The sequence below is a fragment of the Micromonospora sp. LA-10 genome (assembly GCF_051853095.1).
Taxonomy (GTDB): Bacteria; Actinomycetota; Actinomycetes; order Mycobacteriales; family Micromonosporaceae; genus Micromonospora; species Micromonospora echinospora_A.
In genome coordinates, this window is the sequence record NZ_CP195710.1 from 1,325,877 (window position 1) to 1,338,550 (window position 12,674).

Below are 12,674 nucleotides of genomic sequence, written 5' to 3' on the forward strand. Positions count from 1 at the left end.
CATGCTGGAGCGGAACTGTCGTCGTCGGAGGGGGAACGATGAGGGGTTGGTTCCGGCTCACCCTGGGGCTGCTCGCCCTGGTGGTGGGCGCGCTGTGGACGGTGCTCGGGCTCGGGTACGTCGAGGGCAGCGTCCTGAGCGACGAGCGGAGCTGGGTGTACGTGGGCGTGGCGCTGATCCTGATCGGACTCGCCGGGCTGTGGTGGGGCATGCGGGCCCGGCGCCGCTGAGACGGGCGGGCGCCGGGCACGGCGAAGCCCCGCCTCCCGTGCGGGACGCGGGGCTTCACGACGCTCCAGCCGGCGTGGCCGGCGCTGCGTCAGCTCAGATGGGGCGGACCTGCTCGGCCTGCGGACCCTTCTGACCCTGGGCGATCTCGAACTCCACCCGCTGGTTCTCCTCCAGCGTGCGGTAGCCGCTGGTCTGGATGGCCGAGAAGTGGACGAACACGTCAGCACCCCCGCCGTCGACGGTGATGAAGCCGAAGCCCTTGTCAGCGTTGAACCACTTCACGGTTCCCTGCGCCATGTGTATCTCCTTCTAAAACTGGCGGCCGAGCACGCCGTGCGGCCGATTGGCCGTTTTCGAGCAGCGGCGCCTGAGACGGCCCCCAATACCGGAGACTTCGCTCAACCCACGCGTCTCGCAACAGCGTGAGACAGCAAACCACGTACGCAAAAACTCGCACAGCCCTAGCGGAGGAAATTCTCCGACATGTGACCTGAAGGTCGCGCCGACGCCGCTGCGCGGCCCCGCCGCAGCCATGCGAAAGGCCCCCTTCCCGCGCTCGGGAAAGGGGCCTTTCCGGCCTTTTTCTCAGTCCGGCCAGCGACCGGTGAGCCGGCGTACGCCGACCGCGCCTCCCCTGTCGACGGCGGCCCGCACCACCGAGAAGATCGCCCCCTGCAGGGCCGCGGCGGCGAGCACCTCGCCCCAGCGGCGCTCCTCGTCGGTGGCGCTCGGCGCCTCGCCGTCGCCCGCCGTCAACTTCCAGACCTGGCGGAAGATCATGCCGGCGACGGTACCGGCGGCCAGGCCGAGCAGCACCCCCACCGGCTTGTACGCCGCCTTGCCGATCTTCCCGCTCACCTGCGCCTCCCTCGGACGATCGCCAGCACCACCACTGTCACCAGGGCGCCGGCCGCGATGGCCGCCCACGGCAACGGATTGCGCCCGACCGCCTCACCCTTCTCGTACGCCTGCGCCCGGACCAGCCGGGCCCGCTCCGCCGCGCGACCGCGCACCCGGGCCGCGGTCACCGACGCCTGCTCGCGCATCCGCGCCTTCGCCTGCTCGGCGGAGTGCCGCACCAGCGCCTTCGGGTCGGCCCTGGCCGCGAGCAGCTCCATCGTCTCACCGAGTTCCACCCGGGTCCGGCGGATCTCCTCCCGGAGCGCCGCCACGTCCCCGGTTCCGTTGCCGGTCATGCCCGCCTCCCGTCCTTCACCGCGGCGGTGACCGTCTCGACGTCCGCCCGCACGCTGCGGACGGCCGCCTGGGGCACCGGCGGGACGGCACGGCTGACCTGCTTCTTGCCCACCAGCGCCAGGATCCCGGCGAGCAGGAACAACGCCACCGCCACGATCAGGGCCGCCAGCCATGCCGGCATGACGAGCGCCAGCAGCAGGATCACTGTGGCGACCAGGGCGCCGGCGCCGTAGAGCGCCATCACCCCGCCGCCGCCGAACAGACCGATCCCGATCCCGGCGTGCTTGCCCTTCTGGGTCAGTTCCGCGCGGGCCAGCGCCAGCTCGTCCCGTACCAGACGGGTGACCTGCTCGGTGGCGCGCTGAACCAGTTCCGCGGTGGACGGCTCGTTCCCGGTCCGGGACGTGCTGCGACTCGCGACGTCAGCCATGCTGTCCTCCTTTCGTCATCACCGCGCTGTATGCCCGGAGTCGCCGCCCGTCAATCCTGCGCGGCGCGGCCGGTCCGCCCGGCCGCGCGCCGCCGGAACCCGGTGCCGCGAGCGCCGGATCCGGGGCGTGCGCACCACGTCCCCCGCAACGGGCCGGGCAAACCCGCCCGGCCCGAAACTCCCCGAAAGCTCCACCCCCGCACGCGGGGAGCCCTCGGCGCCGGCAGGCGGCCGAGGGCTCCGATCGGGGGTACGCGGTCAGCGACGCGCCTCGGCATGCTCCTCCCGGCTGCCCACGAACACCTCGCTGCGGGCCTCGCCGTCGTCGCTGCCGCCGAAGACCCGCGCGTCGTCGGGCGCCTCGTTGCCGGCCGGGCGGCGGACCGGGCGGCGCGGCTGCCCCGCCTGCCAGGGCAGCGGACCGGCGGCGTCGCCCACCTCGGCGCGCAGCCGGGGCAGGGCGGTCGGGCGCTGGTCGCGTACCCAGGTCACCAGGTGCTCGCGGACCAGGCAGCGCAGGTCCCACAGGCTGCCCGCGTCGGAGGCGCTGACCAGCGCGCGGACCTTGACCATGCCGCCGGTCGCGTCGGTCACCTGCAGCACGCAGACCCGCCCGTCCCACAGCTCGGTGCCCTCGCACAGGCGGCGCAGCTCCTCCCGCATCGCCTGCACCGGGATGGCCCAGTCCAGGTCGAACTCGGCGGTGCCGAGCACCGCCGCCTCGGTACGGGTCCAGTTCTGGAACGGCCGGCTGGTGAAGTACGAGGTGGGCAGGATCAGCCGGCGGTCGTCCCAGACCTGCACCACCACGTAGCTGAGCGTCAGCTCCTCGATCCGGCCCCACTCCCCCTCGACCACCACCACGTCGTCGAGCCGCACCGCGTCGCTGAACGCGAGCTGGAGACCGGCGAAGACGTTGCCGAGCAGGCTCTGCGCGGCCAGCGCGGCGACCGCGGCGATCACACCGGCCGAGGTCAGCACACCGGCGCCGACGCCACGTACGGCCGGGAACGTCATCAGCATGACGCCGACGGTGAGGATCACGATCACCGCGATGGTCAGCCGGCGCAGCAGCACCACCTGGGTACGCACCCGGCGGGCGTGCCGGTTGTTCGGCACGTCCACCCGGAACCGGGCCAGTGCGGTGTCCTCCGCCACCACCAGCAGCGAGGCCACCAGCCAGGCGGTGGCGGCGATCATCGCCAGCACGAGCGTGTGCAGGACGAACTGCCGCCACGGGCTGCCGACCGCGTACAGGGTGGTGAACCGCACCGCGATCTGCACCGCGACCACTGTGACGGCCACCTGGAACGCGCGGTGCGAGTGCTCGGTCAGCTCGGTCATCAGCAGCGAGCGGCGGCCCAGCCGGCGGGTGACCCGGTGCACCACCTGGGCCAGCACCAACGCGATCGCCGCCGCGGCGAGCGCGGCGGCGATGGTCACGACGTAACTCTGCACTAACTCTCTCTCCCTCCGACCGGGCGGAATCGGGCGCAAAGGCCCAATGGTGCCCGGCGGCCCGGGTATCGACCAGGATCAGACCTTGCGGTACCGGGACTGGAAGAAGCAGTAGACGCCGAACGCGGCGATGCCGAGCGCCATAAGCGCCAGCAGCCACGGCCCGTACGACTGGTCGCGCAGCGTCCGCAGCGCGGCGTCCAGGCCACGCGCCTTCTCCGGGTCGTAGTTCACCGCGGCGACCACGACGAGCACACCGGCGATGGCGAACACGGTGCCCCGGGAGGCGTACCCGGCCATGCCGAGACGGCGGGTGAGCTGGCGGGTCTTCGGGCTCATCTCGCCGGTCTTGAGGTTGCGCTCGAACTTCTTCTTCAGACCGTAGATCACCATGCCGACGCCGAGCGCGGCGAGCGCCAGCCCGGCCAGCCCGACCAGCCACCGGCCGCCGTCGGAGGACATCAGCTTCTCGGAGAACTGCTGCTGCTGGTCCGAGGCGTTGGAGCTGGCGTCCTGGAAGACCTTGATCGCGGTCCAGCCCAGCCAGACGAAGACGACGACCCGGACCGCCGAGGCGATCCGTTCGAACAGTCGTTCCTTGCCGGTCCGGGACACGTGCCCGGAGATCGCCTCGAAGGCCTGCCAGATCGCCATGGCGAACAGCCCGATGGCCATCGCGATCAGGAGGAACTTGCCCAGCGGCTGTTCGCCGAGCGTGCGCAGCGCACCGTTCTGGTTGCCCTCCTCGCCGGACTTACCGAAGGCGATCTGCAGCGCCAGCCAGGCGAGGAGAAGGTGCACGACCCCGTATCCGATGAATCCGGCACGGGTCAACAGTTCGAGCCACCGGCTGTTTCGAGCCTGGGCGGCGGTGGCTCCGGCATTCCGGGTGAGAGACATGAGCCCTCAATCTCCCGGCGGGCGATTTTCCAAACGTCCCCACCCGCCGGGAGCGGCCGAAACGGATCAGCCGGCGAGGTCGCGGGCCACCCGCAGCACCACCTGCTGGTCGGTGACGCTGTCCAGGCTGACCTGGAAGCCGGCGACCTCGGTGGCCTGCTGGCCGACGGTCAGGGAGAGCTGTTCCCCGGCGACCTCGACGGTGACCTGGTCGCCCTGGGCGCTGACCAGCTTCGCCTCGACACCGAGGATGCGGGCGCTGGCCTCCACGCCACGGTCGAAGGTGATCGTGCAGGCGTCGAGGCCGCAGTCGGTCTCGGCGCCCTCGGAGCTGCATCCGGCGAGCAGTGCGGCGCCGAGGGCGAGCCCGGCGAGCAGACCGGCGGCGCGGCGGGCGGGGGCGGAGGTGGCGCGTCGGATCGTCACCCGCCCAAGGATAGGCGGCATCCGCCACCGCGCCGTCGTGCGCCGGGCCCGCGACGGCCACGCCGGGCGGGCTCCGCGGGGTGCGCGCTAGGGTGCCGGAATGGCTTTCGACGTCGCCCGGGTCCGGGCCGCCTACCCCGCGCTGGGCGAGGGCTTCGTGCACTTCGACGGCGCCGGGGGCACCCAGACCGCCGCCGGCGTGATCGAGGCGGTGACCGGCGCCATGCGCGCCGCCACCGGCAACCGCAGCACGGCCTTCGCGCCCGGCCGCCGGGCGCTGGAGCTGGTCGCCGGGGCGCGGGCCGCGGTCGCCGACCTGCTCGGCGCGCAGCCGTCGGGCGTGGTGCTCGGTCCGAGCGCCACCGCGCTGACGTACACCCTGGCGCGGACGCTCGGCGCCGGCTGGCGGCCGGGCGACGAGGTGGTGGTCTCCCGGCTGGACCACGACGCGAACGTCCGGCCCTGGGTGCAGGCCGCCGAGGCGGCCGGAGCCACGGTGCGCTGGGCCGAGTTCGACCCGGTGACCGGCGACCTGCCCGCCGGCCAGTACGCCGACCTGGTCACCGAGCGCACCCGGCTGGTCGCGGTGACCGCCGGCAGCAACGCGATCGGCACGGTGCCGGACGTGGCGGCGATCGCCAAGACAGCGCACGCGGCCGGCGCGCTGGTCTGCGTCGACGGTGTGCACGCGGTGCCGCACGGCCCGACCGATCTGGCCACGCTCGGCGCCGACTTCCTGGTGACCAGCGCGTACAAGTGGTCCGGGCCGCACCTGGCGGCGATGGCCGCCGACCCGGCGCGGTGGGAGCAGCTGCGCCCGGCGAAGCTGATCCCCTCCGCCGACGCGGTCCCGGACCGGTTCGAGTACGGCACGCCGAGCTTCCCGCTGCTGGCCGGGGTGACCGCCGCCGTGGACCACCTGGCCGGACTGGATCCGGCCGCGACCGGCGACCGCCGGGAACGGGTACGCGCCGGGCTGGCCGCCGCGCAGGCGCACGAGGAGGCGGTCTTCGACCGGCTGCTCGCCGGGCTGACCGGCCGGTCGTTCGTGACCGTCTACGGGGCGCCGGCCCGGCGCTGCCCCACTGTGTCGTTCCGGGTGGCCAGCCGGTCCCCGGCCGACACGGCGGCGGCGTTGGGCGAGGCGGGCCTGTGCCTGTCGCACGGCGACTACTACGCCTACGAGTACTTCCGCACCATGGGCCTGCGCGCGGACGGCGGCGCGGTCCGGGCCAGCGTCTACCACTACAACACCGTCGAGGAGGTGGACCGGCTGCTGGCCGAACTGGACCGGCTGGCCGGCCCCGAAGGGAGAATGGCCCGGTGAGCTTTCAGGTCGAGGACAACCCCGCCAAGCGGCGCTTCGAGATCCTGGTGGACGACGCGCTGGCCGGGTTCGCCGCGTACACCCCCGGCGACGGGGTGCTGGTCTTCACCCACACCGAGGTCGACGACCGGTTCCAGGGTCAGGGCGTCGGCGCGGCGCTGGTCCGGGGCGCGCTGGACGAGGTCCGCGCCCGGGGCGGCCGGATCGTGCCGAGCTGCCCGTTCGTGGCCGCATTCGTCAAGCGCCACCCCGAGTACGCCGACCTGGTGGTCGACCCGTCGTGAGGCCCGGGCCGGCCGGGGGACCTCCCCACCCGGCCGGTCCGGGAGTCAGCGGGCGCCGGTGAGCACCTCGGCGGCGGCTCTCGCCGCGGCGGCCGTGGCGCCGTGGGTGGCCAGGTGCACCGCGCCGGTGACCAGCTCGGGCACGCCCAGTTCGACGACCACCGCGTCCGGGCGAGCGGCGAGCGCCCGGCGCACCGCGTCCCGCATCCAGTCGTGCCGGTGCAGGTCGCGCACCACCAGCACGAGCGGCCGTCCGGCCGGTACGTCGCCCGGGTCGGCCGGTACGGCGTCGGCGGCGTAGCGGGCGGTCGTGGTGCCCGGCGCCAGGCCGGCCAGGGGCGCGGCGATCCCCCACGGCGTCTCCTCGCCGATGGCGATGTTGCGCGGCGGCGCGAACTCCACCACGTGCGCCGGCCCGGAAAGCGGCAGCAGCGCGGTGTCGCCGCTGACCCGTACCGCCCGGCGGGCGGCGGCCAGCCCGATCGGTGAGCCGTCGGCCGGTGGCGTGCCGGTGATCCGGCGGGCACGGGCGGCGACGCTCCAGGCGGCGAGCTGACCGACACGCTTGGCCGCCTCGGCGAGCCGTTCCTCGGGCAACTCCCCGCTGATCACCGCGGCGACGATCGCGTCGCGCAGCTCACGGGCGTCGGCCTCGGTGGCCCGTTCCCCGCCGATGCAGATCGCGTCGGCGCCGGCGACGAGCGCGCGTACCGCCGCGCCGGTGAAGCCGTACCGGTCGGACACCGCGCGCATCTCCACCGCGTCGGTGACCACCACGCCGCCGAAGCCCATCTCCTCGCGCAGCAGGCCGCCCAGCACGCGCGGGCTGAGCGTGGCGGGCAGCTCCGGGTCCAGCGCCGGCACCAGCAGGTGGCCGGTCATCACCGCCTGCGTCCCGGCTGCCACGGCGGCCCGGAACGGGGCGAGCTCGACCGCGTCGAGGCGGGCCCGGTCGCCGCCGATGCGGGGCAGGTCGTGGTGCGAGTCGACCCGGGTGTCGCCGTGCCCGGGGAAGTGCTTGGCGCAGGCGGCGACGCCGCCGGACTGCAAACCGCGTACCCAGGCGGCGGTGTGCCGGGCGACCAGATCCGGGTCGGCGCCGAACGCGCGTACCCCGATGACCGGGTTGGCCGGGTTGGAGTTGACGTCGGCGTCCGGGGCGTAGTTCAGCGTGACGCCGACGGCTGCCAGTTCGGCGCCGAGGTCCCGGGCGACCTCCTCGGTCAGCGCCGGGTCGTCGACCGCGCCGAGCGCGTAGTTGCCGGGCCGCGAGCTGCCCCGGGCGGACTCGATCCGGGTGACGTCGCCGGCTTCCTCGTCGATCGCGACGATGACGTCCGGCCGCTCGGCGCGCAGGTTCGCGGTGAGCGTGGCGACCTGCTCGTGGTCGACGACGTTGCGGGCGAACAGGACGACCGAGCCGAGCCCTTCGCCGAGCCAGCGGCACACCCACGGCGGCGGCGTGGTGCCGACGAACCCCGGTTGCAGGACGGCGGCGGCGAGCGCCGCCAGGCCTCCGGTCGATCCCTCGGTCCGCTCGCTCATGTGCTGTCGTACCCCCGTCTCCCCCACGGACCCGCCGGGGCCGGCGGGTGCTGCCATGGTCACACCGCGCCGCTAAATAGTCAACAATCCTTACTGTTAGCCGCTGGCGCCCCGCGACGACCCGTGGGAGAGTTCCCACATGTCCGCCCTGCCGCTCGCCGACGCCACCAGCGCCGCCGACATTCCCGGCGTACGCCTGCTCGGCCTGATCGTCGGCGGCCTGTTCCTGCTGATCGCGATCCGGGCCATGTTCCGCCGCTGATCCCGCGCCGGGGCGGGTTGGAGCCCGTCGCCGGGGGTAGGGCTTGCCCTGTCCGGACGTCCGGGCACAGCGGAGAGGGCACCCACCATGAAGATCGGCTACTTCCTGTCCAGCGAGGAGTACACCCCCGCGGAGCTGCTGGCCCAGGCGCGCGGCGCCGAGCAGGCCGGCTTCGAGGCACTGTGGATCTCCGACCACTACCACCCGTGGGTCGACGCGCAGGGCCAGAGCCCGTTCGTCTGGTCCACCATCGGCGCGCTCAGCCAGGTCTGCCGGCTGCCCGTGACCACCGCCGTCACCTGCCCGACCGTGCGCATCCACCCGGCGGTGATCGCGCAGGCGGCAGCCACCAGCGCGGTGCTGCACGAGGGCCGCTTCGTGCTCGGGGTGGGCACCGGCGAGGCGCTCAACGAGCACATCTTCGGCGACGCGTGGCCGCAGACCGACGTGCGGCTGGAGATGCTGGAGGAGGCGGTGGAGGTAATCCGCGAACTGTGGCGCGGTGAGTTCGTCAACCACCACGGCAAGCACTACACAGTGGAGCGCGCGCGGATCTACACCCGGCCGGACACGCCCCCGCCGATCTACGTCTCCGGGTTCGGCCCGAAGTCGATCGAGCTGGCCGGCCGGATCGGCGACGGCTACGTCAGCACCATGCCCGACGCCGACATGGTGCGCCGGTTCCGCGAGGCCGGCGGCGGTGACAAGCCGTGCCAGGGCGGGTTCAAGGCCGCGTACGCCGACAGCGCCGACGAGGGCGCGCGGATCGCGTACGAGCGCTGGCCCAACGCGGGCGTGCCGGGCGAGCTGTCCCAGGTGCTCCCCTCCCCCCGGCACTTCGAGCAGGCCGCCGAGCTGGTCTCGCCGGAGCAGGTGCGGGAGGCGTTCGTCTGCGGCCGGGACGCCGACGCCCATCTGGAGATGATCGACAAGTACGCCAAGGCCGGCTTCGACGAGGTGTACGTGGCGAACACCGGCCCGCACTGGCAGGGGCTGTTCGACCTGTACCGGCACGAGGTCCTGCCCCGGTTGCGATGAGCGGGAGAACGGTTTCGCGCGGGATCGCCGGGGGTAGCTGAGGCGCTTGATGAAACTGACGACGCACTCCTCCAGCCTGCGCCGGGCGGCGCGGAACCTGTTCGGCTGGACCGCGCTGCGGCCCAACCAGCTCGCCGCCATGCGCGCCGTCATGAAGCGCCGCGACGCCCTGGTGGTGCTGCCCACCGGCGCCGGCAAGTCGGCGATCTACCAGATCCCGGCCAGCCTGATCCCGGGCCCGACGGTGGTGATCTCCCCGCTGCTGGCGTTGCAGCAGGACCAGATCGCCGCGCTCAACGAACGGCAGCGGCCGGAGCTGCGCGCGGTGCGGATCAGCTCGGACGAGAGCGCCGCCCAGCAGGCCGAGGCGATCGAGGACATCCGGGCCGGGCGTGCGGAGTTCCTGTTCATCACGCCGGAGGCGCTGAGCAACCCGGACCGGCTCGCCGAGGTCCGTGAGCTGAAGCCGGCGCTGGTGGCGATCGACGAGGCGCACTGCATCTCGGCGTGGGGCCACGACTTCCGGCCGGACTACCTGGCGCTGGGCCACCTGATCGACGGCCTGGGCCGCCCGCCGGTGGTGGCGCTCACCGCCACCGCCTCCCCGCCGGTACGCGACGACATCATCGCCCGGCTGCGGCTGCGCGAGCCCGAGGTGGTGGTCTCCGGGCTGGACCGGCCGAACCTCTTCCTGGAGGTGGCCCACTGCCCCACCGACGACTACCGGTGGCGGCGGCTGATCGCGTTGCTGCGCGACGACGAGCGGCCCGGCATCATCTACGTGCCGACCCGCCGGGCGGCCGAGGAGCTGTCCGAGCGGCTCACCGGCGCCGGTTTCCCGGCCGAGTTCTACCACGGCGGCATGCCCACCGCGGCCCGGCACGAGCTGCACGAGGCGTTCCTCGCCGACCGGGTGCCGATCATGGTGGCCACGTCGGCGTTCGGCATGGGCATCGACAAGCCGAACATCGCCTGGGTGGTGCACATGGCGCTGCCCGACTCGCCGGACAGCTACTTCCAGGAGATCGGCCGCGCCGGGCGCGACGGCTCACCGGCCCGGGTGCTGCTGCTGTGGCGCGCCGAGGACATCGGCCTGCAGCGCTACTTCAGCGGCGGCCTGCCGGACGAGAAGGAACTGACCGAACTGGCGGCGGTGCTGCGCGGCAAGGCCCGCAACCGCAAGGAGCTGCGCGAGCTGACCGGCCTCGGCCCGCGCAAGCTGGGCCAGTACCTGTCCCTGCTGGAGCAGGTCGGCGCCGCCGAGCCGCGGGCCAGGCAGCGCATCGGCGCGCCCCGGTACGCGCCGGAGGCCGCCGAGTCGGGCCGCGCGGCGCTCGCCGAGGCGGAACGGCAGCAGACAGTGACCCGCTCGCGTACCGACATGATGCGCGCCTTCGCCGAGACCACCGGCTGCCGCGGCCAGGCCCTGCTGGCGTACTTCGGCGAGCAGATGCAGGAGGTCTGCGGGCACTGCGACAACTGCCACGCCGGCACCAGCGTGGCCGCCGACGGCGCGGTCGGGCCGTTCCCCGTGCACAGCCAGGTGCGCCACCCGGAGTGGGGCGCCGGCCTGGTGCTCAGCTACGAGGAGGACCGGATGACGGTGCTCTTCGACGAGGTCGGTTACAAGACGCTCTCCGTGCCCGTGGTGTCCGAACAGGGACTGCTGGAACTCGACTAGCCTGACCCGGGCGCCGCGGCGGCGCCCGTCGACAAACGACGACTCACGGCGAAAGGGGCCTGATCGTGATCGAGCAGCCGGCGTACACCCGGTTCGGCGTCTCCGACGAGGAGTGGGGGCTGCTGGTGGGGCTGCCGCAGTCCGTGCTCACCGCGGCGGCCGCCGCCGAGTCCGACGGCACCCGCCGCACCATGGCCGAGAACGCCGCCGGGCTGGAGACCATCGCCGCCGGCCGGGAGTCGGCCAGCCCGCTGGTCGCCGCGGTGGCCGGTGAGGTCGTCGAGCGGGTGGGCGACCCGGAGGCCGGCGCGGAGCTGCCGGTGATCACGCCGCAGGACCCGAAGGCGATGATCGAGGACGTGCTGGCCCGGGCCGGGCAGGCGTCCGCGCTGCTCGCCGCCCGGGTGGACGAGGGCCAGGCCGGGGCGTACCGGCACTGGCTGGTGGACATCGCCGAGCAGGTGGTGGGCGCGGCGTCCAGCGGCGGCCTCCTGGGCCTCGGCGGCGACACGGTGACCGACTCCGAGCGCCGGTTCCGGGACCGGCTGGCCCAGGTGCTGAACGACTGAACGGACTGCTAACAGAAGACTCCCCTGTCGTCAATGACGGACGTCACGGCCCCACGGGTGTCGCTTTTCGGCCCCGTGGGGCGTCCTGGTTTTAACAGGTGTGACAACCACGGGGGTGGGTTGATGGACGGCAGGCTGCGCCGGCAGGTGCTCGACACGGAGGATCTGCCACCACGGGAGCGGTTCGGCATGTGGCTGGACATGATGGCCGGCACTCCGACGCCGCTGCGGGTGCGCACCGCGCACGCCGACGACTTCGTCGCGCGGGCCGAATTCATCGAGCTGGGCCGGATGCAGCTCATCCGCTACCGCTACCCGTCGGTGGACTGCGTCCGCACCTCGAAACTGATCCAGCGCTCCGACCCGGACTACTACCTGCTCGCGCTCACGCTCACCGGGACGAGCCAGGCCGACCAGGCGGGACAGCGGGCCCGCTGCCGCCCCGGCGACCTCACCTTCTACGACTGTTCCCGCCCGCACGAGGTCAGCCACCACGCCGACCCGGCCGGGCCCGCGTACGCCCGCTCCATCGTGGCCCTGATGCCGTACGACGCGCTGCCGCTGCCGCGCCGCCGCCTCGCCCCGCTGTTCGCCGGGCGGATGTCCGGCTCCGAGGGCGTCGGCGGCCTGCTCGCCGACTTCCTCATCCGGGTCACCGGTCACCCCGAGCAGTACCACGCCGCCGACGCCGAGCGGCTCGGCGGGATCGGCCTGGACCTGGTCGCCACGCTGCTCGGCCGCAATCTGGTCTCCGAGGAGGCGGTCCCCACCGAGATCCGGCGGCGCGCCCTGCTCGCCCAGGTGCGCTCGTACGTGGAGCAGCACCTCGGCGACGCCACGCTGGACCCGGGCCGGATCGCCGACGCGCACCACATCTCGGTGCGCTCGCTGCACCGGCTCTTCGAGGACGAGGAGACCACCGTCGCGGCGTACATCCGCGACGAGCGGCTGGCCCGGTGCCGCCGCGACCTCGCCGACCCGGCCCTGAGCGACCGCTCGATCCAGCTCATCGCCGCCCGCTGGGGCTTGCGGGACAAGGCGCACTTCAGCCGCGCGTTCCGGGCCGCATACGCGGAGACGCCGCAGGCATACCGGACCCGTCACCTGGAACCGGCACGGATCGTCAACACCACGGCATCCGCAGTCAACTCGGCGCGGACATACTTGAACCAGGGCTGACACCGCTCATGGCGGAGGCCCACGGGTAACGGGGGGCCGTGGCGTGGCGTCCGCGGCGGCCCGGCCGCGGGCGGCCGCCAGACGGCGGTCACCCGCATCCGCGCCCGCCGAGGTTTCCGGCCCCGTCGCGCTTCCCCCCAGGACCGA

At 73.6% G+C, this 12,674-nt stretch carries 16 protein-coding genes; 8 read left to right on the plus strand and 8 right to left on the minus strand.

The window, feature by feature from the left end; translation table 11 throughout:
- Positions 1–38 precede the first annotated feature (38 nt).
- Positions 39–230 carry a hypothetical protein gene (locus ACSDG8_RS06180; RefSeq protein ID WP_210894859.1) on the plus strand — a complete coding sequence of 64 codons (192 nt, stop codon included), beginning with the start codon at positions 39–41 and terminating at the stop codon, positions 228–230.
- Between the two features lie 94 nt (positions 231–324).
- Here the strand turns inward: ACSDG8_RS06180 and ACSDG8_RS06185 are convergent, their stop codons facing one another.
- The 7 genes from ACSDG8_RS06185 to ACSDG8_RS06215 form a co-directional block, all read right to left on the minus strand.
- Positions 325–528, minus strand: a complete 204-nt coding sequence (locus tag ACSDG8_RS06185; RefSeq protein ID WP_007075740.1) for a cold-shock protein — start codon at positions 526–528, stop codon at positions 325–327.
- Between the two features lie 288 nt (positions 529–816).
- Positions 817–1,089 (minus strand): DUF4235 domain-containing protein, encoded by a 273-nt coding sequence (locus tag ACSDG8_RS06190; protein ID WP_210894860.1) that lies wholly within the window; start codon positions 1,087–1,089, stop codon positions 817–819.
- Positions 1,086–1,427 carry a DUF3618 domain-containing protein gene (locus ACSDG8_RS06195; RefSeq protein ID WP_210894861.1) on the minus strand — a complete coding sequence of 114 codons (342 nt, stop codon included), beginning with the start codon at positions 1,425–1,427 and terminating at the stop codon, positions 1,086–1,088. Before ACSDG8_RS06195 ends, ACSDG8_RS06190 begins: the two co-directional genes overlap by 4 nt.
- The gene (locus ACSDG8_RS06200; protein ID WP_210894862.1) at positions 1,424–1,858 is read right to left on the minus strand and encodes a phage holin family protein; all 435 of its coding nucleotides are present in this window, start codon (positions 1,856–1,858) and stop codon (positions 1,424–1,426) included. Before ACSDG8_RS06200 ends, ACSDG8_RS06195 begins: the two co-directional genes overlap by 4 nt.
- Positions 1,859–2,116: 258 nt before the next feature.
- Positions 2,117–3,316, minus strand: a complete 1,200-nt coding sequence (locus ACSDG8_RS06205; protein ID WP_210894863.1) for a mechanosensitive ion channel family protein — start codon at positions 3,314–3,316, stop codon at positions 2,117–2,119.
- A gap of 78 nt (positions 3,317–3,394) precedes the next feature.
- Positions 3,395–4,216 (minus strand): DUF1206 domain-containing protein, encoded by an 822-nt coding sequence (locus ACSDG8_RS06210; RefSeq protein ID WP_210894864.1) that lies wholly within the window; start codon positions 4,214–4,216, stop codon positions 3,395–3,397.
- Between the two features lie 66 nt (positions 4,217–4,282).
- Entirely contained in the window at positions 4,283–4,642 is a 360-nt protein-coding gene (locus ACSDG8_RS06215) for a hypothetical protein (protein ID WP_210894865.1), read from the minus strand.
- A 100-nt stretch (positions 4,643–4,742) separates the two neighbouring features.
- Between ACSDG8_RS06215 and ACSDG8_RS06220 the strand changes: the two genes are divergently transcribed.
- Both ACSDG8_RS06220 and ACSDG8_RS06225 read left to right on the plus strand, forming a co-directional pair.
- Positions 4,743–5,969, plus strand: a complete 1,227-nt coding sequence (locus tag ACSDG8_RS06220) for a cysteine desulfurase-like protein (RefSeq protein ID WP_210894866.1) — start codon at positions 4,743–4,745, stop codon at positions 5,967–5,969.
- Positions 5,966–6,253: a GNAT family N-acetyltransferase gene (locus ACSDG8_RS06225; RefSeq protein ID WP_210894867.1), complete on the plus strand. Its 288-nt coding sequence runs from the start codon at positions 5,966–5,968 to the stop codon at positions 6,251–6,253. The genes ACSDG8_RS06220 and ACSDG8_RS06225 overlap by 4 nt, the downstream gene beginning before the upstream one ends.
- A 45-nt stretch (positions 6,254–6,298) precedes the next feature.
- On the opposite strand, the gene ACSDG8_RS06230 is transcribed toward ACSDG8_RS06225, so the two are convergent.
- Positions 6,299–7,798 (minus strand): glycoside hydrolase family 3 protein, encoded by a 1,500-nt coding sequence (locus ACSDG8_RS06230; protein ID WP_210894868.1) that lies wholly within the window; start codon positions 7,796–7,798, stop codon positions 6,299–6,301.
- Positions 7,799–7,937: 139 nt separating this feature from the next.
- Here ACSDG8_RS06230 and ACSDG8_RS06235 point away from each other — a divergent pair, with 139 nt between their 5' ends.
- The 5 genes from ACSDG8_RS06235 (at position 7,938) to ACSDG8_RS06255 (ending at position 12,527) form a co-directional block, all read left to right on the plus strand.
- Positions 7,938–8,060, plus strand: coding sequence for a hypothetical protein (locus tag ACSDG8_RS06235; RefSeq protein WP_255358596.1), 123 nt, complete (start codon positions 7,938–7,940; stop codon positions 8,058–8,060).
- An 87-nt stretch (positions 8,061–8,147) separates the two neighbouring features.
- On the plus strand, positions 8,148–9,098 hold the full coding sequence (locus ACSDG8_RS06240) for a TIGR03557 family F420-dependent LLM class oxidoreductase (protein WP_210894869.1): 951 nt from the start codon (positions 8,148–8,150) through the stop codon (positions 9,096–9,098).
- A gap of 49 nt (positions 9,099–9,147) precedes the next feature.
- Positions 9,148–10,779, plus strand: a complete 1,632-nt coding sequence (locus ACSDG8_RS06245; RefSeq protein WP_210894870.1) for a RecQ family ATP-dependent DNA helicase — start codon at positions 9,148–9,150, stop codon at positions 10,777–10,779.
- Positions 10,780–10,844: 65 nt separating this feature from the next.
- A complete protein-coding gene (locus tag ACSDG8_RS06250) occupies positions 10,845–11,348 on the plus strand; it encodes a hypothetical protein (RefSeq protein ID WP_210894871.1) in 504 nt (167 codons plus the stop codon).
- Positions 11,349–11,471: 123 nt separating this feature from the next.
- Positions 11,472–12,527, plus strand: coding sequence for a helix-turn-helix domain-containing protein (locus tag ACSDG8_RS06255; protein ID WP_210894872.1), 1,056 nt, complete (start codon positions 11,472–11,474; stop codon positions 12,525–12,527).
- Positions 12,528–12,674: the final 147 nt, after the last annotated feature.

Bases quoted from the DNA above. Each gene is read 5' to 3' on its own strand.
- ACSDG8_RS06180 (WP_210894859.1), top strand. From the start codon at position 39: ATGAGGGGTTGGTTCCGGCTCACCCTGGGGCTGCTCGCCCTGGTGGTG.
- ACSDG8_RS06185 (WP_007075740.1), bottom strand. From the start codon at position 528: ATGGCGCAGGGAACCGTGAAGTGGTTCAACGCTGACAAGGGCTTCGGC.
- ACSDG8_RS06195 (WP_210894861.1), bottom strand. From the start codon at position 1,427: ATGACCGGCAACGGAACCGGGGACGTGGCGGCGCTCCGGGAGGAGATC.
- ACSDG8_RS06200 (WP_210894862.1), bottom strand. From the start codon at position 1,858: ATGGCTGACGTCGCGAGTCGCAGCACGTCCCGGACCGGGAACGAGCCG.
- ACSDG8_RS06210 (WP_210894864.1), bottom strand. From the start codon at position 4,216: ATGTCTCTCACCCGGAATGCCGGAGCCACCGCCGCCCAGGCTCGAAAC.
- ACSDG8_RS06220 (WP_210894866.1), top strand. From the start codon at position 4,743: ATGGCTTTCGACGTCGCCCGGGTCCGGGCCGCCTACCCCGCGCTGGGC.
- ACSDG8_RS06230 (WP_210894868.1), bottom strand. From the start codon at position 7,798: ATGAGCGAGCGGACCGAGGGATCGACCGGAGGCCTGGCGGCGCTCGCC.
- ACSDG8_RS06235 (WP_255358596.1), top strand. From the start codon at position 7,938: ATGTCCGCCCTGCCGCTCGCCGACGCCACCAGCGCCGCCGACATTCCC.
- ACSDG8_RS06240 (WP_210894869.1), top strand. From the start codon at position 8,148: ATGAAGATCGGCTACTTCCTGTCCAGCGAGGAGTACACCCCCGCGGAG.
- ACSDG8_RS06245 (WP_210894870.1), top strand. From the start codon at position 9,148: ATGAAACTGACGACGCACTCCTCCAGCCTGCGCCGGGCGGCGCGGAAC.
- ACSDG8_RS06255 (WP_210894872.1), top strand. From the start codon at position 11,472: ATGGACGGCAGGCTGCGCCGGCAGGTGCTCGACACGGAGGATCTGCCA.